Origin of the sequence: Phyllobacterium sp. 628, assembly GCF_014189505.1 — a bacterium.
GTDB lineage: Bacteria > Pseudomonadota > Alphaproteobacteria > Rhizobiales > Rhizobiaceae > Phyllobacterium.
Window position 1 is genome coordinate 2,067,105 of the sequence record NZ_CP050301.1, and the last position, 22,058, is coordinate 2,089,162.

The 22,058-nt window shown below is 56.8% G+C and carries 19 protein-coding genes; 7 read left to right on the forward strand and 12 right to left on the reverse strand.

Annotation, left to right across the window (positions count from 1 at the left end; genetic code table 11):
• Nucleotides 1–24 precede the first annotated feature (24 nt).
• The 5 genes from HB779_RS11760 (at nt 25) to pssA (ending at nt 5,547) form a co-directional block, all read left to right on the forward strand.
• Nucleotides 25–1,305: a LysM peptidoglycan-binding domain-containing protein gene (locus HB779_RS11760; RefSeq protein ID WP_188342590.1), complete on the forward strand. Its 1,281-nt coding sequence runs from the start codon at nt 25–27 to the stop codon at nt 1,303–1,305.
• Between the two features lie 92 nt (nt 1,306–1,397).
• Entirely contained in the window at nt 1,398–1,763 is a 366-nt protein-coding gene (locus tag HB779_RS11765; RefSeq protein WP_188342591.1) for a helix-turn-helix transcriptional regulator, read from the forward strand.
• 2 nt (nt 1,764–1,765) lie between these two features.
• Nucleotides 1,766–3,664 (forward strand): ABC transporter ATP-binding protein/permease, encoded by a 1,899-nt coding sequence (locus HB779_RS11770; protein WP_371823846.1) that lies wholly within the window; start codon nt 1,766–1,768, stop codon nt 3,662–3,664.
• Nucleotides 3,665–3,920: 256 nt separating this feature from the next.
• Nucleotides 3,921–4,685, forward strand: a complete 765-nt coding sequence (locus tag HB779_RS11775) for a phosphatidylserine decarboxylase (protein ID WP_256440647.1) — start codon at nt 3,921–3,923, stop codon at nt 4,683–4,685.
• Nucleotides 4,686–4,695: 10 nt separating this feature from the next.
• The gene (gene pssA / locus HB779_RS11780; RefSeq protein WP_188345897.1) at nt 4,696–5,547 is read left to right on the forward strand and encodes a CDP-diacylglycerol--serine O-phosphatidyltransferase; all 852 of its coding nucleotides are present in this window, start codon (nt 4,696–4,698) and stop codon (nt 5,545–5,547) included.
• A gap of 235 nt (nt 5,548–5,782) precedes the next feature.
• Here pssA and HB779_RS11785 read toward each other — a convergent pair whose 3' ends face one another.
• Nucleotides 5,783–6,781 carry an alpha/beta fold hydrolase gene (locus HB779_RS11785; RefSeq protein ID WP_188342593.1) on the reverse strand — a complete coding sequence of 333 codons (999 nt, stop codon included), beginning with the start codon at nt 6,779–6,781 and terminating at the stop codon, nt 5,783–5,785.
• A 162-nt stretch (nt 6,782–6,943) separates the two neighbouring features.
• Here HB779_RS11785 and HB779_RS11790 point away from each other — a divergent pair, with 162 nt between their 5' ends.
• Entirely contained in the window at nt 6,944–8,014 is a 1,071-nt protein-coding gene (locus HB779_RS11790) for an AraC family transcriptional regulator (RefSeq protein ID WP_188342594.1), read from the forward strand.
• A 182-nt stretch (nt 8,015–8,196) separates the two neighbouring features.
• On the opposite strand, the gene HB779_RS11795 is transcribed toward HB779_RS11790, so the two are convergent.
• The 11 genes from HB779_RS11795 to rpsF form a co-directional block, all read right to left on the reverse strand.
• Nucleotides 8,197–8,949 (reverse strand): SDR family NAD(P)-dependent oxidoreductase, encoded by a 753-nt coding sequence (locus tag HB779_RS11795; protein WP_188342595.1) that lies wholly within the window; start codon nt 8,947–8,949, stop codon nt 8,197–8,199.
• Between the two features lie 11 nt (nt 8,950–8,960).
• Entirely contained in the window at nt 8,961–10,421 is a 1,461-nt protein-coding gene (gene purF / locus HB779_RS11800) for an amidophosphoribosyltransferase (protein WP_244642350.1), read from the reverse strand.
• A 140-nt stretch (nt 10,422–10,561) separates the two neighbouring features.
• Complete coding sequence (locus HB779_RS11805; RefSeq protein WP_188342597.1) at nt 10,562–11,152, reverse strand: CvpA family protein; 591 nt, start codon at nt 11,150–11,152, stop codon at nt 10,562–10,564.
• Between the two features lie 61 nt (nt 11,153–11,213).
• Nucleotides 11,214–12,614, reverse strand: coding sequence for a DNA repair protein RadA (radA, locus tag HB779_RS11810; RefSeq protein WP_188342598.1), 1,401 nt, complete (start codon nt 12,612–12,614; stop codon nt 11,214–11,216).
• On the reverse strand, nt 12,614–13,780 hold the full coding sequence (gene alr / locus HB779_RS11815) for an alanine racemase (protein WP_244642351.1): 1,167 nt from the start codon (nt 13,778–13,780) through the stop codon (nt 12,614–12,616). The genes radA and alr overlap by 1 nt, the downstream gene beginning before the upstream one ends.
• Before the next feature lie 243 nt (nt 13,781–14,023).
• Entirely contained in the window at nt 14,024–15,523 is a 1,500-nt protein-coding gene (locus tag HB779_RS11820) for a replicative DNA helicase (protein ID WP_188342600.1), read from the reverse strand.
• A gap of 331 nt (nt 15,524–15,854) precedes the next feature.
• Nucleotides 15,855–17,135, reverse strand: a complete 1,281-nt coding sequence (locus HB779_RS11825) for a cyclopropane-fatty-acyl-phospholipid synthase family protein (protein WP_188342601.1) — start codon at nt 17,133–17,135, stop codon at nt 15,855–15,857.
• Nucleotides 17,136–17,326: 191 nt separating this feature from the next.
• Nucleotides 17,327–17,896 carry a 50S ribosomal protein L9 gene (gene rplI, locus HB779_RS11830; RefSeq protein WP_188342602.1) on the reverse strand — a complete coding sequence of 190 codons (570 nt, stop codon included), beginning with the start codon at nt 17,894–17,896 and terminating at the stop codon, nt 17,327–17,329.
• 38 nt (nt 17,897–17,934) lie between these two features.
• Nucleotides 17,935–18,906 (reverse strand): DUF2232 domain-containing protein, encoded by a 972-nt coding sequence (locus tag HB779_RS11835; RefSeq protein WP_188342603.1) that lies wholly within the window; start codon nt 18,904–18,906, stop codon nt 17,935–17,937.
• Nucleotides 18,907–19,172: 266 nt separating this feature from the next.
• Nucleotides 19,173–19,421 carry a 30S ribosomal protein S18 gene (gene rpsR, locus HB779_RS11840; protein ID WP_027229803.1) on the reverse strand — a complete coding sequence of 83 codons (249 nt, stop codon included), beginning with the start codon at nt 19,419–19,421 and terminating at the stop codon, nt 19,173–19,175.
• Complete coding sequence (gene rpsF, locus HB779_RS11845) at nt 19,421–19,846, reverse strand: 30S ribosomal protein S6 (protein ID WP_091880349.1); 426 nt, start codon at nt 19,844–19,846, stop codon at nt 19,421–19,423. Before rpsF ends, rpsR begins: the two co-directional genes overlap by 1 nt.
• Nucleotides 19,847–21,102: 1,256 nt before the next feature.
• On the opposite strand from rpsF, the gene fabD reads away from it, so the two are divergent.
• A complete protein-coding gene (fabD, locus tag HB779_RS11850; RefSeq protein ID WP_188342604.1) occupies nt 21,103–22,047 on the forward strand; it encodes an ACP S-malonyltransferase in 945 nt (314 codons plus the stop codon).
• Nucleotides 22,048–22,058 lie beyond the last annotated feature (11 nt).

Consider the following 22,058-nt stretch of genomic DNA (forward strand, 5'->3'; position numbering starts at 1 on the left):
AAACATCAAGAGGGTCGGGGATCAATGATCAAGAATAAGTTTGCACTGCTGGGGTTTGGGGTTGTTGTCGCCGTAGGTCTGGTTGCTGCCTATCTCGGGTTCGTCCCGGGTAAACCGGCTCCCGGTACTCCGGTTGTTACGTCGAGCGGCAACGCGCCTGCGCCAACCGCCGCAAAGCCTGCCGAGCCGGCAACAAATCCTGCTGCCCAGCCGCAAACTTCGGCTGCTGGAACGGGTGCTCCGGCGCCAGCCGATGCAACCACGGCTCAGCAAGTGCCTGCTATTGCAACGCCGCCAGCGGAAGCCGCCCAGGCCAAACCCGGCGTACCGACATTCGACGTCTTGCGTGTCGATCCATCCGGGACAATCGTCCTTGCGGGCAAAGCGGCAAGCGACGCCAAGGTCGATCTTCTGTCGCGCTCCAATGTCATCGGTACAACAAAAGCTTCGCCAAGCGGCGATTTTGTTATCGTGCTCGACGAGCCGCTGAAGCCCGGCGATTATCAGCTTGTTCTGCGCTCGACAGCGCCTGACGGCACCGCCATGACCTCGCTCGAGACAGGCATTGTCTCGATCCCCGAGAACAAGGGCGGTCAGGTTCTGGCGCTGGTCGAACAGTCAGGCCAGCCGAGCCGCATGATCACCAAACCGGAAGCGCCCGCACAAACAGCAACGAACCAACCGGCCACGACAGCTGCTCCAACCGGCGACAAGCCGGTGAAGCCACAGGCTCTCAAAGCACGCATTGCTGTCGAAGCTGTTGAAATCGAGGGCAACAAGATTTTCATCGCGGGCACCGCCGATGCCGGATCGACCGTCAAGGTTTACGCCAATGACAACCTGTTGGGCTCGACCAAGACTTCGCCGGACGGCCATTTCCTCGTCCAGACCACCCGCGACTTGCCGGTCGGTGATTATATCATCCGTGCCGATATGGTCGAAAGGGATGGTGTGACGGTCATTGCAAGGGCAGCTGTTCCGTTCAAGCGTGAAGCCGGCGAGAAAGTTTCCGCTGTGGCACCTGCAGCAGAGGCACCGGCAGCAACAGCCACTACGCCCGGTGCATCAACTGCTCCGGCAGCCGGAGAACAACCACAGAGCGCGGATACTGCTACACCGCTCAAGAACGTTGATGGTTCCGTTATCATCCGCCGCGGTGACAATCTGTGGACGATTTCCCGCCGGACCTATGGCGAGGGGACACGCTACACAACGATTTATCTTGCCAACAAAGAGCAGATCCAGAACCCGGACATGATCTTTCCCGGTCAGGTTTTCAATCTGCCGGAAAAGACCCAGCAGTAGGATAATTGCGCTGACAAAGGCGGCTTTTGCGCAAAAGCCGCCTTTGTTTTATCCTTGCAATAGAAGAATATATCGTTTATCGCCGATGAACGATGAAATGCAGCAATCGATTTCAACAGGCCATCTCGGATACGGAAACCGCGCGGATACTCGCCGCGCTTGCCCATCCGGCACGCCTGCGCATCATCCGTCAGCTGGCTGGGCACAATGCCTCCTGCTGCAAGGATATTGTTGCGACACTGGATCTGGCCCAGTCGACCGTATCGCAGCACCTGAAGATTCTCGTTGACGCCGGTCTCGTTAATTTCCGGCAGTCAGGCCAGAGTTCACATTACAGCATCAATCCGGACGCATTTGCCGATGTCGCCGCTCTTGTCAGCGATATGGCCAATCTCTGCTGTCCGCCCGATACCATTGTACCGGCAGCGCGGGAAAACGCTGCGGCGATCAAGGAATAGACGTGGCTGAAAAAACTGTCTCCGCCGAGTCTGGCAAAACGCTCCAGACCATCCGCAATCTTTGGCCCTATATGTGGCCGAACGAGCGCCCCGATCTGCGCATGCGGGTTGTCTGGGCCTCGGTTTATCTGCTGATTTCCAAGGTTGTGCTCATTCTTGTGCCCTATTTCTTCAAGTGGGCCACCAATGCGCTGAATGGAAAATTCGTCGCCTCCGATCTGATCCCGCTCATTCTGGTCGGGCCGTTGATGCTGGTCGCGGCCTATAATGCGGCGCGTATCGTGCAGGGCGGCCTGAACCAGCTGCGTGATGCGCTGTTTGCCAGTGTCGGGCAATATGCCGTGCGAAAGCTCGCCTATAAGACCTTCGTGCATATGCACAATCTGTCCTTGCGCTTCCACGTTGAGCGGCGCACCGGCGGTCTGTCGCGGATTATCGAACGCGGCACCAAGGGCATTGAAACCATCGTCCGCTTTACCATCCTCAATACCGCGCCGACGATCATTGAATTCCTGATGACCGCAGTCATTTTCGCCTTCGCCTATGGCTTGTCCTATCTCGGCGTCGTGGTTGCAACCGTTGTGGTCTATACGTGGTTCACCATTCGGGCGAGCGATTGGCGCATCAACATCCGCCGCGACATGAACGATTCCGACACGGACGCCAATACCAAGGCGATCGACTCGCTCCTGAACTTCGAAACGGTCAAATATTTCGGCAATGAGCAGATGGAAGCCAGCCGTTTCGACGCGGCGATGGCACGTTATGAAATCTCGGCAACCCGCATCTGGACATCGCTCGGCTGGCTCAACTTTGGCCAGGCAGTGATTTTCGGCATCGGCATGGCTGTCATGATGATCATGTCGGGCAGGGAAGTGCTGGCCGGAACCCAGACACTCGGCGATTTCGTGTTCATCAATGCAATGCTCATGCAGCTTTCCATTCCGCTGAATTTCATTGGCTTCATCTATCGCGAAGTGCGGCAGGGCCTGACCGATATCGAACAGATGTTCGACCTGCTCGACGTGGAACAGGAAGTGACCGACAAGCCCGATGCCAAACCGTTGGTGATTGATCGCGGTACGGTCCAGTTTGACAATGTCGTGTTCGCCTATGATCCGAAGTGTCCGATCCTTAAAGGTGTCAGTTTCGAAGTGCCTGCGGGTAAAACTGTAGCGATTGTCGGCCCATCGGGTGCGGGCAAATCCACCTTGTCGCGTCTGCTCTATCGCTTCTATGATATTCAGGGCGGCGCGATCCGCATTGACGGTCAGGATATCCGCGATGTGACGCAGGAGAGCCTGCGCGCCGTGATCGGCATGGTGCCGCAGGATACGGTGCTCTTCAACGATACCATTGCCTACAATGTCCGCTATGGCCGCATCACGGCCACCGAGGAAGAAGTGCACAATGCTGCGGAACTGGCGCAGATCGGCAGCTTCATCAAGAGCCTGCCGGAAGGCTACAATGCCATGGTTGGCGAGCGCGGACTGAAACTTTCAGGCGGCGAAAAGCAGCGTGTCGCCATTGCGCGTACCATTCTCAAGGCGCCGCCGATCCTCATTCTCGACGAAGCCACATCCGCGCTCGACAGTGCCACAGAGCATGAAATTCAGGCTTCGCTCGATCTTGTCAGCCGTGACCGTACGACGCTGGTCATTGCCCATCGGCTATCGACCATTATCGGCGCCGACGAGATCATTGTGCTGAAGGACGGCGTCATTGCCGAGCGCGGCAGACATACATCGCTTCTCGATCAGAACGGCCTCTATGCCTCCATGTGGAACCGCCAGCGCGAAGCATCGGAAGCCGAAGAGCGTCTGCGCAAGGTGCAGGAAGAGGATGATCTCGGCGTTGTCGTGCGTGGAAAACCAGCATTAGAGCAAGGGATGGTCAAATGAAGCCATTCTGCCGGGTGAATTTGGCCCCATTCCTGCGGGCTTCGACGTCGCCCGATGGGTAAACATCGGTCTCTTCAAACCCCTTGACCTTGTCCACAAATGCCCTCCGGCAGAACGGCTTCATTTGACCATCCCTTGCTCTCAACGTCGCCGTCGAACCGTGAAAACGTCGCATACAGCAAAAATCCGATGTGAATAATTTGCAGATGAACGGGTCAAGCCGGTTTGAAAGGTTTGCCCCCGCTGGCAATCTCCGATAAGTAACGCGCAATTCCGGTCGTATGCTGCCGGGCGAGAAAACGACGCTGTCAGGAACAAACCAATGAGCCTTGTCGATTCCATCCGCAACACTCTGGTACCCATCCACCGGGAAGGTTATCCGTTCATCGCCGGTTTCGCTGGCGCAACGGTCATTCTCGGCTATTTCTGGGAACCCCTGTTCTGGATCGGCCTCATCCTCACGGCCTGGTGCATCTATTTCTACCGCGATCCGCAGCGTGTCACGCCAACCGACGACAAGCTGGTCATCAGTCCGGCCGATGGTCTTGTTTCCGCAGTTGGTCCGGCCATTCCGCCGCGTGAGCTTAATCTCGGCGACAAGGAAATGACCCGCATTTCCGTGTTCATGAATGTGTTTTCTTGCCACATCAACCGCGCTCCGGTGCGTGGCCGCATCACGACGATCATCCACAAGCCGGGCAAGTTCCTCAATGCCGAACTCGATAAGGCCAGCACTGAGAACGAGCGCAACAGCCTGTTGATCGACAGCCCGAACGGACAGGTGGCTGTGGTACAGATTGCCGGTCTCGTCGCCCGCCGTATCGTCTGCTGGGCCGATGAAAACAATTCCATCTCCATTGGCGAACGCTTTGGTCTGATCCGTTTTGGCTCACGCGTTGACGTCTATCTGCCTGCAGGTTTTGCGCCGCGCGTTGCAGTCGGCCAGACAGCCATTGGCGGTGAAAGTGTGCTGGCGGAATTTGGCGGCGAGCCAAGTGCTCCGCTGGTCCGCATCAGCTGAGGCGCGCGGTATGAGCGAGCCGGAGAACGATCCGCTGTTTGACGAAAAGCGTCAGGTGCAGGAGCCAACCGGTTCCCGCATTCCGATGCGCTATCTCATTCCCAATGTGATCACGGTTCTGGCCATCTGCGCCGGTCTGACCGGTATCCGGCTGGCTTTCGAGAACCGGTTTGAACTGGCCGTGTCCATGGTGCTGCTTGCAGCCTTCCTTGACGGCATTGACGGGCGCATTGCCCGCATGATGAAGGGCTCTACGAAATTCGGCGCGCAGATGGATTCGCTTGCCGACATCGTCAATTTCGGTGTTGCTCCGGCGCTGGTTCTCTATGCCTATATGCTGGATCAGGCCCGCTCGTTCGGCTGGATTGCCGCGCTGCTTTACTGCATCGCCTGCTGCCTGCGCCTTGCCCGTTTCAATGTGATGCTGGATGTGGTCGGCAAGCCCGCCTGGCAGAACAACTTTTTCACCGGTGTTCCGGCACCGGCCGGTGCCATGCTGGTCATGCTGCCGGTCTATCTCGGCTTTCTCGGCCTTGCACCAACGCGCCCGCTGGCTTTCGCTGCCGCCGCTTACACGGTCGGCGTGGCGGTCCTGATGATCAGCCGCCTGCCGGTTTTCAGTGGGAAGGCGGCTGGAACAAGGCTGCGCTCCGACTGGGTCATGCCGAGTTTCCTGTTCATCGTTGTCTATGTGGCGTTCCTGATGAGCTATACGTGGGAAACGCTGACCCTGACGACCATCGCCTTCTTTCTCACCTTTCCGTTCAGCGCACGAGCCTGGAAGCGCCATGAGGCCGCTGATGCTGCTGTGGCCAATGCTTTGGCTACCAGTACCGATGAAAGTTCCTCATCGGTTCGTTGATCCTCCGGTTGCAAGACCCTTCGTGCTGGGTTGCAAGACCCTTGGTTCGTGGTTCGACAAGCTCACCATGAGGGAGAGTGTTGGCGGCAAAGCTAATCGGAGATATTGCAGAATATAGCTCCCCTGCAATCCCCACTCTCCCTCATGGTGAGCTTGTCGAACCACGCACAATATCATTGCAGCATTTTTGCTACCGCCTAATCCCAGTCACATATATCCGGCGTTGGGTTCGAGATCATGGTCGGTTTGCCTCAATAAGATGGTTGCTCAGAAAGCCAAGGATTTCCGTATTGAGCTGCCGATGAAAAGCGGCCCGGTCAAAACCAGCCTTATCAGTGCAAAGCTCAGGTTCATCGTCAGCGATCAATGCCGCAAACTCTGGTGTGCACGGCGGCAGGAACGAGAAATGCCCGGAATTTGGCGCGACGTGGAATTCCGCCTTAACTGGAAGGTTCTTCACGATCATCGGGCCGTCATCAGGTGATACGCCATCGCCCCCACGTTCGGACGCCCAATATAGCAATGGTATTGAGACGCCGCTCAATGCAGCCTGTGTGAACAGAGGGCCCGCAGGTGAATCCGCAATGACGGCTGCCTTAATTCTTGCGTCGTGGACCATGGGAGATATGGGCCCTGAACGGATCTGCTCACAGAAGCGATTGCCGGGGTAGACTGGGCAATTGTTTAGCAGATATTTCCACTCGGGATTGGCACCAGCCAAGGCCAGCCCCGTAAAAGCCCCTCTTGAAAATCCCACAAAACCAATATGTGCGGGATCAATGGCACGCCCTGCAGGCCAATTGTAGAACAGGAAATCAATGAGGCGCGATATGTCCATTGGACGCTGAATCATCGAGGCGATGTCGCCGGGATTGCGTATCTTGGACTGGCCGCTGTCCAGCGGATGATTGATGGCGGCGACAATAAACCCCTTGTCCGCAAGCAATTCGGCAAGCTCGTGATAATTACCCAGTGACCCGCCAGCGCCGTGCGAGACAACCACCAGCGGATGCCTGCTACCAACTATCGGGCAGTTCATGACGGCTTTCATATCAAAAGATCCGACTTTGACTGCAGCAGGGCTGTCGGCACACGGCGACCACACCGCGCCGGTAATCGCCGGCCCGCGGCTATCTTGTGGAACTTCGATAAGCTGCAGTCCCGCCGCTTGCACCACTTGCAGTGTGCCCAAGGCAAAGATGGCGGAAAGAGCTGCGAGCTTGAACATTTTCATGAGAACTCCTTTTCATGGCTATGAGGAAGGGAGACAGAGGATCGTTGGAGGCTCAAAGGATCGGCTTTTTCAGCGCAGATTCGACCTTGATCACAATTCAGGTCGTCCGGGATCGCGTTTCAGGACATAATGGTTTCAGTCAGTTCACCGGGTCGTTGCCTCATGCTTTTTGTGCCATTGCCTTTCGTAGTCGCGCTTCTGCTTCTGATCCTGTTGATTCAGATGATCAGGCGGAGCGGCGACAATGAAACCAATCCGTTCTTTATGGCTGTGGTTGCCGTCTACGTGGTGCAATCGGTGGTGATTGGCCTGCGCTGGGGCTACAATATGCTGGAAGTTTTGCCCGTTCAGGGGGTGCTGGCGGTTATTGTCGCCACACTGTCATGGCTCAGTTTTGATGACTTGCGCGATGAACGCCCGCTCTCGGAGCGGCCTTGGCTGCTTCTGCATGTCGTGCCGACATTGATCATCATTGGTCTTGTGGCTTTCTGGCCCGCACCCATTTCCCTGTTCATCATTCTGGTTTTCACCGGCTACGGCATGGCACTGAACCGCCTTGCTTGGGGCGGGCCGGATGCGCTGGGCTCGTCACGGCTTGATGGCGTCATCAATTCATACCGGGCTCTCCAGATCACCGCCTTTGCCATTTCCGCGTCAGCCGTGGTGGATGTCATTATCAGCCTCGATTTTGCCGAGACCGGCGGGATTTATTCGGGGCTTATTGTGGCGGCCGGCAATGTCCTTGCTCTGTTGATTTTGGGCGGAGCTGCAGCGGTTGCCGGAAGCAGCCGTCCATCAGCGGATGAAATCGGCGGGCGTGCGGTGGAGGAGACGGTTGTGATGGTTTCTCCCAGTGAGGAAGATGCCGAAATCGCCGCTGCGCTGGATCATCTGATGCAATCGCGGGCGCTTTATCGGGATGTCGATCTCAATCTCAATCGGCTGGCGCGCAAGATGGGTCTGTCAGCCCGGCAGGTTTCCGTTGCGGTCAACCGGGTGAAGGCGATGAGCGTCTCGCAATATGTCAATGATTTCAGGGTGAAAGCGGCATGCCGCCTGCTGACTGATACGGATGAGGCTATCACCCGGATCATGTTTGATGCCGGTTTCCAGACCAAGTCGAACTTCAACCGGGAGTTTTTGCGTGTCACTGGCATGAGCCCAAAGGCATGGCGTGCACGCTCTGCAGTTGCAAACAAATCCAGCGCAACGGTCATTCGCCTCGCTGGATGAGCGTTCTACTGCATCAAGATTGTGCGTGGTTCGACAAGCTCACCATGAGGGACAGTGAGGATTGCGGGAGCTATATTCTGCATTCTGCGATGGTGCCGATTGGTTATGCAACAAGCCCATATCCCTCATGGTGAGTTTGTCGAACCACGCACCATGGTAGTGCAACTCATTTAAGAGTTACCCTAGCTCGGATTATTATAGCTCAGTAGCTTGTCGGCACGCACATCATAGATTTTGCCAGTTGCATCGAGCGCCGGATCGGCGAGCAGCACAATCTTGGCAGCAACCTCGGCCGGTGTCGGCAATGTTTCAGGGTCTTCCCCCGGCACGGCCTGCGCGCGCATGGCTGTGCGCGTCGCACCCGGATTGACCGAATTGACCCGCAACCTGGTCTGGCGCGTTTCATCGGCCCAGCTGCGCCCCAGGGCCTCGACAGCGGCCTTGGAAGCCGCATAGGGGCCCCAGTAGGCGCGGGCGGAGTGTGCGGCGCCCGATGACAGCAAAATAGCCCGTCCCGCGTCTGAGAGCTTCAGCAGCGGATCTGTGGTGCGGATTAGCCGCCAGACACTGGACACGTTGATGTTCATCAACTTGTCGAAGACTTTGGCTTCCACATGGCCAATTGGCGAAATCGTGCCCAGAACGCCCGCATTGGCTACCAGCACATCCAGCTTGCCCCAACGCTCGTGGATCGAACCACCGAGCCGGTCGATGGCGGACATGTCGGTCAGATCGAGCGGAACCAGCGTTGCCGTGCCGCCCGCTGCCGTGATTTCATCGTCGAGTTCTTCCAGACCGCCAACGGTCCGGGCAACGGCAATGACATGGGCACCGCGGCCAGCAAGTTCTTTGGCAAGAAAGTAGCCAATGCCACGGGATGCGCCGGTGACAAGCGCAAGCTTGCCGTCCAGCCGAAAACTGCCGTCAGAAATCATGGTATGAAAACTCAACCGTTGTTTGCGAGAAGCGCGAACTGGCGCACATTGCTGATACCGTCCCGGTCAACCAGCCGGGTCGGATAATCGCCAGTGAAATAGTGATCGGTGAACAGCGGCGAGTTTGCATCGCGCGGCGCTCCGCTCACTGCCTTGTACAATCCGTCAATTGACAGGAAGGCCAGCGAATCCGCACCGATATACGCGCACATCGCATCAAGATCAGTATACTGGTTCGCCAGAAGCTTGTCCGCATCGGGCGTGTCGATGCCGTAAAAATCCGGATGATAGATCATAGGGCTGGCAACGCGGATATGCACTTCACGCGCACCGGCATCGCGGATCATCTGCACGATCTTGATCGACGTGGTGCCGCGCACGATGGAATCATCCACCAGAACCACGCGCTTACCTTCGATGACGGCCTTGTTAGCGGAATGTTTCAGCTTGACGCCGAATGCCCGGATCGACTGGGTCGGCTCGATGAACGTGCGTCCGACATAGTGATTGCGGATAATGCCAAGCTCGAAGGGAATACCGCTTGCCTGGGCAAAGCCGATAGCCGCAGGCGTGCCACCATCGGGAACCGGGACCACCACATCAGCTTCCAGTGGTGCTTCCTTGGCGAGATTGACGCCCATATTCTTGCGAGCGTTATAAACATTGCGTCCGCCGACAACAGAATCGGGGCGGGCAAAATAGACATATTCGAACAGGCAAATTCGTTCAGGCTTCGGGCTCTGCGGCTTGAAGGCTTCGATGCTGATCGTGCCGTCGCTCTGGATTTCGCAAACGACGACTTCGCCGTTCTCGATATCGCGTACAAACTTGGCGCCGATAATATCAAGTGCGCAGCTTTCGGAGGCAAAGATCGGCTTACCGTCGAGATCGCCCATGACAAGCGGACGAATGCCGATGGGATCACGTGCGGCAATCAGCTTGGTGCGGGTGAGGGCGAGCATGGCATAGCCGCCTTCCATCTGGCGGATTGCATCCACGAAACGGTCACTGGACGACGTGCTGCGCGAACGGGCGATCAGATGCAAAACGACTTCCGTATCGGAATTCGACTGGCAGATCGCGCCTTCGGCGATGAGCTTGCGGCGCATTGTCAGACCATTGGTGAAATTGCCATTATGGGCAATGGCAATGCCGCCGATTTCCAGTTCGGCAAAAAGCGGCTGCACATTGCGCAGCGCTGCATCGCCTGTCGTGGAATAGCGTACGTGGCCGATAGCACGGTCGCCGGGCAATTGTGCCAATGTAGCCGGGTTGGTGTAGTGATCGCCAACGAGACCCATGCGGCGCTCAGAGCAGAACTTGTTGCCGTCATAGGAGACGATACCCGCTGCTTCCTGTCCACGGTGCTGCAGGGCATGAAGTCCCAGCGCTGTCAGCGTTGCGGCATCGGAGTGCCCCAAAATGCCAAACACACCGCACTCTTCATGCAGTGTGTCGTCATCAAGGGACATGAGAGGGGTCTCATCACGAAAAATGTCGGTCATTACCGCAAGCCTTTCGCCGCAGATTCAACTGTAAGATCTGTCATTCCATTATGCCACACTATGTGGGGTATTACCACGCAAACGCCAAGTTAACCGTTTGTCGCACCTCAAGGCTTGGGTGTTGTGCCTTCCGGCGGAACATCTTCCTTGGGTTCAGGTGTCGTCGTCGGGTCTGTTGCAGGCGCAGAGCCCGGCTTCAGACGCTTCAAAATGGTTGATTCAGGGTCTTCCGGCAGCAGGCTGACCAGCTTAGCACCCAGTGAGTCGATCATTGGCTTGGATTTGGCGTTGGCGATCCATCCGGGTTGATTGTCCGTGACGAGCCAGTTGAAGAACAGCATGGCGACAACAACGAGGAGAACGCCGCGCGCTGCACCAAAAAGGAAGCCAAGTGTGCGATCCAGTGCACCAATGCGGCTGTCGATGATGAAATCGGCAATCTTCATGGTGATGACAGAAACGATGATCAGTGTGACGATGAAAACGATACCGGCAGCCGCGATCTGGGCAATAGTCTCATTGCTGATATAGGGCGCCAGGAAGGGGACGACAGGCTTGTAGAACAGGTAAGCGGCCGCTGCAGCCGCTGCCCATGATACGACGGACAACACTTCGCGCGAAAAGCCGCGCACCATGGCAAGAACCGCCGAAACAAGGGTGATGCCCAGAAGAATTCCGTCTAGCAACGTAATAGGCATTTTACTTTTCGTCCCTAATCCAAATCTGACCGCGTGGCCGTCAGAGAAATGGCCGTCCTGATCAGTCGTCGCGTTGTCGTTTACCGGGTCCCGACGCCGCAATCCGGGCCACAAGGTCCGGCAGCGAAGCCGTCTCGGTCAGATGGGCATTGCGTCCTTTGGGCACGTCATTGCTTCCCTTGGGAAGAACTGCCTGCTTGAACCCAAGCTTCTCTGCTTCCTTCAGCCGCTGCACCGCATGCGCCACCGGGCGAACGGCGCCAGACAAGCTGACTTCGCCGAAATAGACGCAATCTGCGGGAAGGGCAATACCAGCAATGGATGAAACCAGTGCAGATGCAACCGCAAGATCAGCTGCAGGCTCAGAAATCCGGTATCCGCCCGCCACATTGAGGTAAACATCGTGCTGGCCGAACCGTACGCCGCAATGCGCCTCAAGCACGGCGAGAATCATCGAAAGCCGGTTGCCATCCCATCCCACGACCGCGCGGCGCGGGGTGCCGAGCGAAGAAGGCGCGACAAGTGCCTGAATTTCGACAAGCACGGGACGCGTGCCTTCCATCCCGGCAAATACCGCTGCGCCGGGCGATTTGTCATTGCGCTCACCAAGAAAAAGTTCGGACGGATTGGCAACTTCGCGCAATCCCCGGTCGAACATTTCAAACACGCCGATCTCGTCTGTCGGTCCGAAACGGTTCTTGACGGTGCGCAGGATGCGATAGTGATGACCGCCTTCGCCCTCGAAATAGAGCACCGCGTCGACCATATGCTCGACAACGCGCGGACCGGCGATCTGCCCATCCTTGGTCACGTGCCCGACCAGAACAACCGCCGCGCCTGTCTGTTTGGCATAGCGGATCATCGCCTGCGCCCCGGCGCGAACCTGCGTCACGGTGCCGGGAGCCGAATCGGCCGCATCCGTCCACAAGGTCTGGATTGAATCGATAATGATCAGGTCGGGGCGCTTGGACTCTGAAATTGTGGCGAGAATATCTTCGACATTGGTTTCGGCCGCCAGCAGCACATCGGTATCGGCCGCATGCAGGCGCTGCGCCCGCAACCGGATTTGCGCCACCGCTTCTTCGCCCGAGACATAGATGACTTTGTGGCCCTGCCGCGCCAAAGCAGCGGCTGCCTGTGTCAGCAATGTCGATTTGCCGATGCCGGGATCGCCGCCCACCAGAATGGCCGAGCCACGCACAAATCCACCGCCGGTTACCCGGTCCAGTTCGCTGATCCCCGATTGAATGCGCGGTGCATCCTCAATATCACCGGAGAGCGAGGTGAGGGCGACGGCGCGGCCCTTGCGGCCGGATAATTTGCCGGGGCCACTGCCGATACCGCCCGCCGTGCCTTCTTCGACAAGCGTGTTCCACTCGCCGCAAGCGTCGCACTTGCCGGCCCAGCGTGTGTGCACGGCTCCGCAGTTCTGGCAGATGAATTGAATTCTTGACTTGGCCATCAATCGCCTTTTCCGGAGTAGAGATAGCGGCGGTGATAGCGGTTGCCAAGGCCGGTCAACAATTCGAAGCCGATGGACCCTGCCGCGCGGGCGGCGTCGTCGAGCGCAATGTTGGGTCCGAACAGCTCGATATAGTCACCCGGCTTGATCGCGTCTTCGGGGACGTCGCTGATATCAAACGAGGTCAAATCCATGGTCACCCGGCCAATAACCGGCACTCTGTGACCCGCGACAAAACCTTCGCCGCCTTTTTGCACGGCAATGCGCAAGGGTGTGCCGCTGCCCGAGGCCGAGCGCAGATAGCCATCCGCGTATCCCGCCGAACAAACGGCAATGCGCGTGTCGCGTTCGAGCAGCGCCGTCGCGCCATATCCTGTTGTTTCGCCCTCGAGACTGGTTCGAATTTGGACGATACGGGCCTCCAGCGTCACAACCGGGCGCATGGGGTTGGCGACCCCAGCCAGCGGCTCGCCGCCATACATGGCGATACCAGGCCGGCTTAGCTCACCGCCATTGTGGACCGCGTGAAAAATGCCGGACGAATTGGAAGCGCTTGATTCAATGCCTGCAAAAGCAATGCGAAGCTTTTGAAATGACTCAATTTGGCGCTGTGTGAGATGATGACCCGGCTCGTCGCCCGTTGCCAGATGTGTCATGAGCAGAACGGGCATGTCCCGGGTTTCTGCAGAAAACGCGAGCGCCTCCGCCACGGTCAAACCCAACCGGTTCATCCCGGTATCCACGTGCAGACCATAGGGCAGCTTCGATCCGCTCTCGGCATTGGCACGGGTCCACAAGTCGATTTCATAATGAGAGCCGAGCACGGGGATAAGTCCGGATTCTTCAAAAACCGGTCGCGCTTCGGCAAACAAGCCGTTCAGCACAAAGACCCTCGCTTCCGGCACGATTGCCTTGACGCGAAGGCCTTCTTCCACAAGTGCCACGAAAAACGTCCGGCACCCGGCATCCCACAGAACCGGCACCACGTATTCGATACCAAGTCCGTAGGCATTGGCCTTGACCACGGCGCTGGTTTGCCCCGGTTTTGATTTCTCGGCAAGCAACGTCCAATTGGCAACGAGTGCATCGAGATCGATGGTAAGCCGTCCGCCCGCAAGGCGGGAATCAGCGCCTGCGGTGGTGATATGAGGGTGTTTACTGGTCAAAATGATAAGGTCCGGACTGACTGATCTTCGAAATGGTAAGAGGCTTTTCGTTTGGATACTAGGAGCAAAATCACGTGCTGCTGACGGGAGTGGTGCGTGGTTCGACAAGCTCACCATGAGGGAGATGGGCGGACTTCAAGGAGCGAAGTTCTGCAACGTTGGCAATCAGCATGCAGCCTCACTCTCCCTCATGGTGAGCTTGTCGAACCACGAACCACGCACCACGCACCCTGAACCCCAACTCTACTCAAAGCGTTCCGGCAGGTGTGAATCTTCCGCAAGATCGGTAAAGCGGGTGAATTCCGCCTGGAAAGCAAGCCGGGCGGTACCTGTTGGGCCGTGACGCTGCTTGGCAATGATGACTTCCGCCTTGCCGGTGGCTTCCTTGAGATCGGCTTGCCACTTGAAGTGCTCTTCGGTGCCTTCCTTCGGCTCCTTGTTCTTGATGTAATACTCGTCGCGATACACGAAAATCACAACGTCGGCGTCCTGCTCGATCGAACCCGATTCACGCAAGTCGGAGAGCTGCGGGCGTTTGTCTTCGCGGCTTTCCACCTGACGCGAGAGCTGTGACAGCGCAATGATCGGCGTGTTCAGCTCCTTGCCAAGCGCCTTGAGGCCGGTGGTGATTTCGGTGATTTCCTGCACGCGATTCTCGGAGGCTTTCTTCGAAGACCCCTGCATCAGCTGAATATAGTCGATGACCAGAACGTCAAGGCCGCGTTGACGCTTCAGACGCCGCGCGCGGGCTGCGAGCTGTGCAATGGAGATACCACCGGTCTGATCGATATAGAGCGGCACTTTTTGCATGTGCTGCGAACAGGCAACCAGCTTTTCAAACTCGGCTTCGTTGATTTCACCACGGCGGATTTTCGACGAACTGATTTCCGATTGCTCGGAGATAATACGGGTGGCGAGCTGTTCCGACGACATTTCGAGCGAGAAGAAGCCAACAACGCCGCCATTCTTGGCTTTCATTGTACCGTCGGCCAGTTGCTCAGGCTCATAGGCTGCCGCGATATTGAACGCGATATTGGTGGCAAGCGACGTCTTACCCATGCCGGGACGTCCCGCAAGCACGATCAAGTCGGATGGTTGCAAGCCGCCCATGCGATTATCAAGCGCCTGAATGCCGGTGGAAACGCCGGACAGATGGCCATCGCGCATGAAGGCGGCATTGGCCATATCGACGGCAGTTTTGACCGCATCGGTGAATGACTGGAAGCCGCCATCGTAACGGCCGGTTTCGGCGAGTTCGAACAAGCGGCGCTCGGCATCCTCGATCTGCCCTTGCGGCATCACGTCGACCGGTGCGTCATAGGCGATATTGACCATGTCTTCGCCGATGGTGATCAGCGCGCGGCGTGTGGCAAGATCATAAATGGCGCGGCCATAATCTTCCGCATTGATGACCGTAACCGCATCCGTGACCAGACGGACGAGATATTGCATCACCGTCATCTCGCCGACTTTTTCATCTGTCGGCAAAAAGGTCTTGAGCGTGACCGGATTGGCCATTTTGCCCATGCGGATCATGTCGGATGAGACGTCGAAAATCTTCCGGTGCAGCGGTTCGTAGAAATGCACAGCCTTCAGAAAGTCGGAAACGCGGTAAAACGCATCATTGTTGATGAGAATAGCGCCCAGAAGCGCCTGCTCGGCCTCAATGTTGTTGGGTGCTTCGCGGTAGAGCTTGTCGCCGCTGTCGCGTACCTCAAGAAATTTCCGTGCTGCCTCAGCCATCGTGATGTGTTTCCCGTTCGAATTGACTATGGCCTGTGGCGCAAATCTTAAGCAATGGAACAACGGCGGTGCGCCGTCTTATACCCCGCTATCCACAGACGGGAAAAAGATTGGCTTTGTGTCTTGCGTGATTCGCGCCGCGATGATTCTAGGCCATCTGGCAGCCGGAAGGGAGCCTTATGCGCGTTCTCCTGCCAATGTCCACTAGGCATTATGAGGTAGGGCACATCCTGGTCTGCTACGGGGATCATTCCAGCTATAAAATATTGGCCCGCCGCAATCATTACAATCACGGCGGGCCAAATCCATTTGATAGAAAATCCAGCCGGACTTACCGTCCGACAGCCGATTCCCGGCTATCAACTTGGGTATTGGCGCAACTGCGCTCGCTTTCCAGGCGCTTCAACCGTTTTTCTTCTTTCTCGATATAGCTGCGTGTCAGCGGGACCGCTTCCTGGCGGTGTGCCAGCTGAATCTGGAACACCATCAGGTTTTGCCAGCGGAACGCTGCTTCCGACGCTGCCAGATAGAATTCCCACATGCGGCAGAAGCGTTCGTCATAGATCGCCTTGGCCTTGTCGCGGTTTTCCATGAAACGCTCACGCCAGATGCGCAGCGTATCGGCATAGTGCAGGCGCAGGATCTCGATATCAGTCACAATGAGCCCGGCCTTTTCGATATGCGGAAGCACTTCCGAAAGGGCGGGGATATAACCGCCCGGGAAAATGTACTTCTGGATAAAGGCGTTGGTGTATGATGGGCCGTCGGAACGGCCGATCGCATGCAGAAGAAAGACGCCATCCTTCTTCAAAAGCCGCGCCGTATGCTGGAAGTATTCACCGAAATGACCAACGCCGACATGCTCGAACATGCCGACTGACACAATCCGGTCGAAACTCTCTTCAATCGTCCGGTAATCGCGCAGATCGAACCGGGCACGGGTCGACAAACCCTCGTCGATGGCGCGTTTGTTGGCGATGCCATGCTGCTCATGCGACAGGGTTACACCCATCACATCAGCATCAAGGTGACGGGCAAGATAAAGGCCAAGGCCGCCCCAGCCGCAGCCGATGTCGAGGGTGCGGTGACCCTTTTCAACCAGCAGCTTGGCAGCAATGTGCCGCTTTTTCGCCAGTTGCGCCTCTTCGAGCGTCGCATCCGGATGCTCGAAATAGGCGCAGGAATACTGCATGTCCGTATCGAGAAACAGCCGGTAGAGGTCCTCCGACAGATCGTAGTGCCTGTGCACATTGTTGGAGGAGCGCGCAAGATTATTCATCTGATGCAGGCGTCGGGTGGCACGGCGAATGCCCTCCAGCGCCAGCATCCACGGTTCACGGGCGACCGATGCGCCGGTATTTTCGAAGATCATCTTCAGGACGTCGTAGATATCGCCGTCCAGAACATCCAGTTCACCGTTCATATAGGCTTCGGCGAAATGCAGGGACGGATCGAAAGCGATCCGCCGTTCGGCCGCAGCGGTATTGATGCGGAAGTGTATTGGCTCTCCCGTACCGTCACCAAAGGTTCGGTTCTGGCCGGAGGGATCCGTGACAACAAGTGTGCCGGTATGAATAAGTCGCGAAAGAACAGCCTTAAGAATGGCATTCATGAACAATCTCCATCATTGACGATAGAGCTCGGCCATTGTGAGGCTCGGGATTGAGCCAAGGTCGGGCGTGGGTAGGATAAATAAATGTACCCGTTTTTTTGATTCTGAAAAGCAAAAAAACACCCGACATCTCTGCCGGGTGTTTTATGGTAAAGCAAACACCACTTTGTGAAGTGGTTTGTGCTTTAAAATCAGGCGTTTTCTTCGCCTTCTTCGTCTTCATCGAAGAATTCGTCAGAAAGCGGTGTTTCTTCGATGCCGTAGATCGCTTCGGCAGAGGTGAGGTCTTCACCCTTTACCTGACGTTCGGCTTCTTCGGCTGTACGCGCAATATTCACGGTAACCGTTGCTTCAACTTCCGGATGCAAAGTCAGAACGATCTTGTGCAGGCCGATTGTCTTGATCGGTGTGTTCAGTTCAACCTGGTTGCGGTTGATCGAGAAACCTTCAGCCGTGATCAGCTCAGCAATGTCACGGGTCGAAACTGAACCGTAGAGCTGGCCGGTTTCGCCAGCCGAACGAACGGCGACGAAGGACTTGCCGTCAAGCTTGTCAGCAATGGACTGAGCTTCGGTCTTGCGCTCGAGGTTACGGGCTTCGAGCTGTGCGCGCTGGCCTTCGAACTTCTTCTTGTTGGCTTCGTTGGCACGAAGAGCCTTGCCCTGTGGCAGCAGGAAGTTACGGGCAAAGCCGTCCTTTACCTTGACTGTTTCGCCCATCTGGCCGAGGCGGCTGATACGTTCGAGAAGAATGACTTCCATTTGAGTTTTCCTTTCAAGTTCAATTGGTCGTTATCGGGTTAATTGTCGTTATTGGGTGGTGTTGTATTCACAGCCTTCGAAACCGGCGCGTTGCGCGATGTGTCAAACAGACCGGCCAGAAGGAAGACGAGAAGCGCAAAAACAAAGAGAAGCACTGCAAGGTAAGCGAACCACAGCGCGAATGGACGCCAAGGCGCGCCACGCGTGCGGGCATGCAGCATGCCAAAGCCGGCCATGATGAAACCTGCCCCGAGAGCACCGGCAACGGCTGTCGCCGCATAGCCGATACCGCCCGGCAGAAAAGCCATGGCGCAGGCAACAGCGAAGACGACAAGTGCCGGACGTGGCATGCGCAGTGCACGCGGCCAGTCGTCCCTTGGACGGCGCAGTTTGCCCGATGCTGCCGTCAGGCGCAGGGCGATGTACAGATTGGCGATGATAATTGTGAGCCAGACGGCTGGCTGCAAAGCTGGCAGCACCCGGATAACCAGTTGAATCGTTTCTTTGGTCAGATTGGGATTGGTGCCAAGCTCCGGATTGGTTGCAACAATCTGCTGGCTCAAAGCCTGCGCCAGCTGCGTTGCGAGTTCTTCGCCATATCCGATCATCATGCCGATGACGATAAAACTCGCGGCAACGACAAGCGAAAGGCGGAGCAGCACATCGGCAAGGGGATACCAGACGTAAACGTCCTTAGGACCGCCAATTTCGTCGGCTGGCCGGGCAAGACCGATAAAATACGCGCCGACAGCGGCGGGCAGAGCGGTGATGAGAACAACAACAACTGCGACAGTAGGCGCAGCGATAACCGATACGGCAACGGCGACTGTCAATGCGGCGATAAAGCCGCAGGCTGTACCCCAGCCGAGCGCTGCCACAAAAATGGGAAGCGGCGAGATCAACAGCAGAAGCATCGCGAAGCTGGAATTTGCGATAACGCCAGCCGTGAGCAGCGCGGCCGCAAGGCCTGCCAACACTCCAACGCCGATATCTGTTCCAGTCGGTTTCATTTCGCTCGCTGTCCTGCTTATTGCGCATAACCCCAAAAATCGTCTTTAATTTTTGGATAAGGATTATGCGCCATTCAAAATGTTATTGCGTCCTTTACACGTCCAAGAAGACGTGTGGCGCAATAACGAGCAGTTAGAGGTGGTTTTTCAACCAATCCCTCAACTTGGGTTTTTGGGTTTGCCATAACCGCGCCCATCGCGGCAGGCATAGTGTGCCCGGAAAGGGCTGAAGGCGGCGGGATAAATCCTGCCGCCTTCGAAACGTCTTACTTCACAACGTAAGGCAGCAGGCCGAGGAAACGGGCACGCTTGATCGCCTGGGCGAGTTCGCGCTGCTTCTTCTGGCTGACAGCTGTAATACGGGAAGGAACGATCTTGCCACGCTCGGAAATGTAGCGCGACAGGAGCTTGATGTCCTTATAGTCGATCTTCGGCGCATTGGCACCCGAGAACGGGCAGGTCTTGCGACGGCGATGGAACGGACGGCGGGTCGGGATCTGATTGATATCAACCATTATTCTGCTCCTTCACCGGCTTCGTTGTCACGCGGGCGGCGTGGACGGCGCGGACGATCGTCATCACGGCCACCGAACTTGTCGTCGCGTTCGCGGCGATCGTCACGGCGTGCAAGCATGGCCGACTGGCCTTCTTCGTGCTCTTCAACGCGAACGGTCATGAAGCGCAGAACGTCTTCATTGATGCGCTGCTGGCGTTCAACTTCTGCAACAGCAGCTGCCGGAGCATCGATGTTGAGAAGCGAGTAATACGCCTTGCGGTTCTTGTTGATGCGGTATGTCAGGGCGCGGAGGCCCCAGCTTTCAATACGCCCGACTTTGCCGCCATTGGCCTCGATGATACCCTTGTACTGTTCTACAAGCGCATCGACCTGCTGCTGCGAAATGTCCTGTCGAGCAAGGAACACATGTTCGTAAAGAGCCATTTGTTTTTGCCTTTCTTCGTTAATATTGCCCGGAATCAACGGTAAACCTCTGCGAATCTCTCTGCCGGAAGACCGGCGAAGAAAGGACGCTGATGGAGACGATCGAGAGCGGAGACACGGGAGGCTGAAGCTTTGACGCTTCCACGGATCGAAATCCGGCCCTCCGTTCAGCCCCCAGCTGACGCCGAGCAATGAACGGGCGGCTTATACGGGCATTTATTCAAAGACGCAACCCAAAGAGTGGTTTTATATTGCAGTGCAGTGGTGGTGGTATTTTACCACTTCAATTGAACAGGCCTCCATGAGCATTGTGCGTGGTTCGACAAGCTCACCATGAGGGAGCTTGTCGGCTGCAGATGATTGGTTCGTGCAACAGATGATGCCGCCTTATCTCTCCCCTTGCGGGAGAGAAAGGATTTTCTTGGATTTAGCCTCTTTGCTAAATCCTTAGAAAATCCAAGTGAGGGGAATCATTTTAGCGGTAATCCCCTCTCTTGCGATTTCTAGCACTTGAGCTTCGCTGCGCTCGCTAAGATGCTGAAATCGCTTTCTCCCCCGCAAGGGGGGAGATAACAGAGTTGCCTTTTGACCGTCAGTGCGGTCGTTATTGCAACCCTCACTCTCCCTCATGGTGAGCCTGTCGAACCACGCACAATGGTTCTACAACTTCTGTAAACCATTGCAAATACGCAGAAAATTGCGCTCACCCAAAAATAATCTGCAAACTTATCCACGCTGCCAAAACCCGTTATATTATCCGCATGTCCTTTCCGGCGGGAATGCTTCCGGAACCGTTCGAAAGTCGGAAAGGACCGGCGCCTCCGCGCTTCGGGTCGACGGAACCCGAAGCTCCGGGGAGGTTCCGTCCAATGTTCCAGGGCCGGTACTATGGCCGGCATGTGTCTTGACGGACACTCGCGGCAAAGTCGCGCGATACGGGACGCAAATGTCCCAATCAGGCGAAAATGCCTGATATCGGTCAGTGCGCCACGGTGGAACGGACGGAAACAGAAATCGCCGGGCGGGTGGTCCGAAAGATCGCAAACCCCCATTCTACCAATCCAAGACCGCGTTCCAAGGACCGCCCGTCTTTCCCACCTTTCAACAGCCAGACGCATCAGCGGGCGTGGCAACGGCCCCTGCTATCATGTGTATGTATAGGGCCAACTGCGCATGAAAGCTTGACTTCGGGCTTGCTGATAGGCACATCGCGCGGCAGATTGACAACTATAAAGCAAAATCTGGAGGCGCCCCTCATGTCCATTGCATTCACCTTTCCCGGTCAGGGCAGTCAGGCGGTTGGTATGGGCAAGGCTCTGGCTGACAATTTTGCCGAGGCCAAAGCCGTGTTCGATGAGGTCGATGAGGCACTCGGCGAAAAGCTGTCATCCACCATTTGGGATGGCCCTGAAGAAACGCTGACACTGACAGCCAATGCCCAGCCGGCGCTGATGGCGGTTTCCATCGCCGTTATCCGGGTGCTGGAAGCCAAAGGCGTTTCGATCAAGGACAAGGTGGCGTTTGTGGCAGGCCATTCGCTGGGAGAATATTCGGCGCTGTGTGCTGCCGGTACATTCTCACTCGCTGATACTGCGCGGCTGTTGCGTATCCGTGGCAACGCCATGCAGCAGGCTATTCCGGCAGGTCTTGGCGCCATGGCCGCGATTATCGGCCTTGAGCATGAAGATGTCGAAGCCATTTGCGCCGATGCCGCGCTCGAGGGTCCCGTCCAGATCGCCAATGACAATGGCGGTGGCCAGATCGTGATTTCGGGTGCCAAGGCGCCGGTGGAGGCCGCTGCCGCGCTGGCAATGGCCAAGGGCGCCAAGCGCGCCATCATGCTGCCGGTCTCCGCGCCATTCCATTCGACCCTGATGGAACCGGCCGCTGACGCCATGCGCGCCGCCCTTGTCAATGTGTCCAAGAATGATCCCATTGTTCCGCTGATCGCCAATGTGCGCGCGGCGCCGGTAACATCCGCCGATGAGATCGCTGCATTGCTGGTCGAACAGGTCACAGGTCAGGTGCGCTGGCGCGAAACCGTCCAGTGGTTTGGTGACAATGGTGTATCGACACTCTATGAAATTGGCGCAGGCAAAGTGCTTACTGGTCTTGCCCGCCGTATTAATAAAGACATATCCGGTGTTGCCGTCGGCACCCCGGACGATATTGATGCAGCTGTTGCTGCGCTGAACGTTTGAAAGGGAACGGG

Coding starts and splice junctions, on each gene's coding strand:
- HB779_RS11825 (WP_188342601.1), bottom strand. CDS start 17,135: ATGAATGCCATTCTTAAGGCTGTTCTTTCGCGACTTATTCATACCGGC.
- HB779_RS11760 (WP_188342590.1), top strand. CDS start 25: ATGATCAAGAATAAGTTTGCACTGCTGGGGTTTGGGGTTGTTGTCGCC.
- HB779_RS11805 (WP_188342597.1), bottom strand. CDS start 11,152: ATGCCTATTACGTTGCTAGACGGAATTCTTCTGGGCATCACCCTTGTT.
- HB779_RS11795 (WP_188342595.1), bottom strand. CDS start 8,949: ATGATTTCTGACGGCAGTTTTCGGCTGGACGGCAAGCTTGCGCTTGTC.
- HB779_RS11790 (WP_188342594.1), top strand. CDS start 6,944: ATGCTTTTTGTGCCATTGCCTTTCGTAGTCGCGCTTCTGCTTCTGATC.
- HB779_RS11765 (WP_188342591.1), top strand. CDS start 1,398: ATGAAATGCAGCAATCGATTTCAACAGGCCATCTCGGATACGGAAACC.
- pssA (WP_188345897.1), top strand. CDS start 4,696: ATGAGCGAGCCGGAGAACGATCCGCTGTTTGACGAAAAGCGTCAGGTG.
- rpsF (WP_091880349.1), bottom strand. CDS start 19,846: ATGGCTCTTTACGAACATGTGTTCCTTGCTCGACAGGACATTTCGCAG.
- HB779_RS11785 (WP_188342593.1), bottom strand. CDS start 6,781: ATGAAAATGTTCAAGCTCGCAGCTCTTTCCGCCATCTTTGCCTTGGGC.
- fabD (WP_188342604.1), top strand. CDS start 21,103: ATGTCCATTGCATTCACCTTTCCCGGTCAGGGCAGTCAGGCGGTTGGT.
- rpsR (WP_027229803.1), bottom strand. CDS start 19,421: ATGGTTGATATCAATCAGATCCCGACCCGCCGTCCGTTCCATCGCCGT.
- rplI (WP_188342602.1), bottom strand. CDS start 17,896: ATGGAAGTCATTCTTCTCGAACGTATCAGCCGCCTCGGCCAGATGGGC.
- radA (WP_188342598.1), bottom strand. CDS start 12,614: ATGGCCAAGTCAAGAATTCAATTCATCTGCCAGAACTGCGGAGCCGTG.
- purF (WP_244642350.1), bottom strand. CDS start 10,421: ATGTCCCTTGATGACGACACACTGCATGAAGAGTGCGGTGTGTTTGGC.
- HB779_RS11820 (WP_188342600.1), bottom strand. CDS start 15,523: ATGGCTGAGGCAGCACGGAAATTTCTTGAGGTACGCGACAGCGGCGAC.
- HB779_RS11835 (WP_188342603.1), bottom strand. CDS start 18,906: ATGAAACCGACTGGAACAGATATCGGCGTTGGAGTGTTGGCAGGCCTT.